The organism is Pseudoalteromonas sp. SR45-5, from assembly GCF_014163565.1.
Taxonomy (GTDB): domain Bacteria; phylum Pseudomonadota; class Gammaproteobacteria; order Enterobacterales; family Alteromonadaceae; genus Pseudoalteromonas; species Pseudoalteromonas distincta.
In genome coordinates this window covers 1-1487 of record NZ_JACJDN010000813.1, presented here as the reverse complement: position 1 = coordinate 1487, position 1487 = coordinate 1, and the positions used below count along the sequence as shown (strand labels likewise).

The 1487-nt window shown below is 37.1% G+C and carries 1 protein-coding gene; it reads right to left on the bottom strand.

The window, feature by feature from the left end:
- A partial coding sequence (locus tag H5072_RS19285; RefSeq protein ID WP_182694487.1) for a fatty acid cis/trans isomerase occupies window positions 1–1487 on the bottom strand: 1487 nt, incomplete at both ends.

The following is a 1487-nucleotide window of genomic DNA, read 5'->3' as shown; positions in this document are numbered from 1 at the left end:
AAGCCAGGAACAATAGTCGCGGTATCTTCATCATAAGCACGTTGGCCATCTTCGTTTAATAAACTAGATATATTGTAGTGCGCATTATGATGAATAATAGTGTAGCCCTTATGACTATTATCTTTTTGCTTTACAAGTACAAAAGAAAGCTGGGGTAACAAGTTTACCGCTTTTGCTGGCATATTACTTACTACATTTAACGGCTTTGGTACTTCAGTGTAGTTGTATCTTTCACTTAAAACTGGCGCTAAGGCTTCTTTCATCAAAGTATATAGCTCATGCTGTGGATCATCAGTTTTATAGTTAATACCACTTGGCTGACTAAATTCTCGGTTATTTTTAAAGAACTTAGATAAGTCAGGTGGTGAATTACGATACCACTGCTTTTTAATTTGATTACGTTTAGCCTCAGGTAACAATGCTAAAAAGTTTTGCTCTCCCTCTAAACGTAAAAAATCCATATATAGGCGTGTCACTAATTGATGGCCTATATTTCCGTACACATCAAAGCCTGCTACAAGCAAATAGTGAATACGCTCAAACAAAGCATAATCTAATATCCAGGTGGTTTTAGGCTCTTGACCAATAAAACCTTTAACTACAGTTGCACTATCAAAATGGCGGAAAATAGTTAGTGCCGCATTTTTATTATGCCCATCACCTTTCCAAAGTAAGTCTGTTGTAAGGTGCTCACCACCTTTGAACATTTTGTTAGCCAGCTCAACTTTCGCCTGTAAATACTTTTTCTCGCGAACTGAATATTTAACCCAGCTAGAAATGGGTAAGGCATTACTTTCCTCAGCGGCAGGAAGTTCTAATGCCTCTTCATGTTGCATTAGCATTTCCCCTACAGCCGGAGTGGCTACTTTATTAGGATCAGCAAAAGCCACCCAAAAATGATCGTTTATAACATTTAAAGCAATCTGACCACGACAAACAGGCCCTTTTATAAAGCCCATAATAATTAACTCTGCCTCATCAAGCATAAATTGATACTTAGAATTAATTGGAATAACTTCGAAAGTTTTAAAAGGGTTAGATGCTGCCTTAGCCTCATAACTAGGCATTTTCGTAACAGTATAATCTGGCGCAATAAACTGCTCATATAAACGCAGTAATTTAGCTTCATTAAGCTCAAGAGGTAAATGTGTTTTAGAAAGTATGGTTGTACGCTCTTGCATAAAACGATAATAAACACGGCTAACTTTAGGGTCATCGTATGGGCGGCGCGTGTTTATTAACTTTATTTCCTCACCAGGAGGCGTACTTGAGCGAACTAGTTTGAAAAAGCTTTGTGGGTTTTCTGAAGTAAAATAAATATGTGCTAAAAACCAATGCTCATAAATATACCGTGCTGATAACTGATACTTTAAGCTATCTTGATTTAAAAATGCTTCCCAGCCCGCTATTTTATTCTGATCATATTTACTTGGTGGCTGAATATGTGACATTTTACCACCACCTTTAAGCCAGTTCTGTAAGTGATT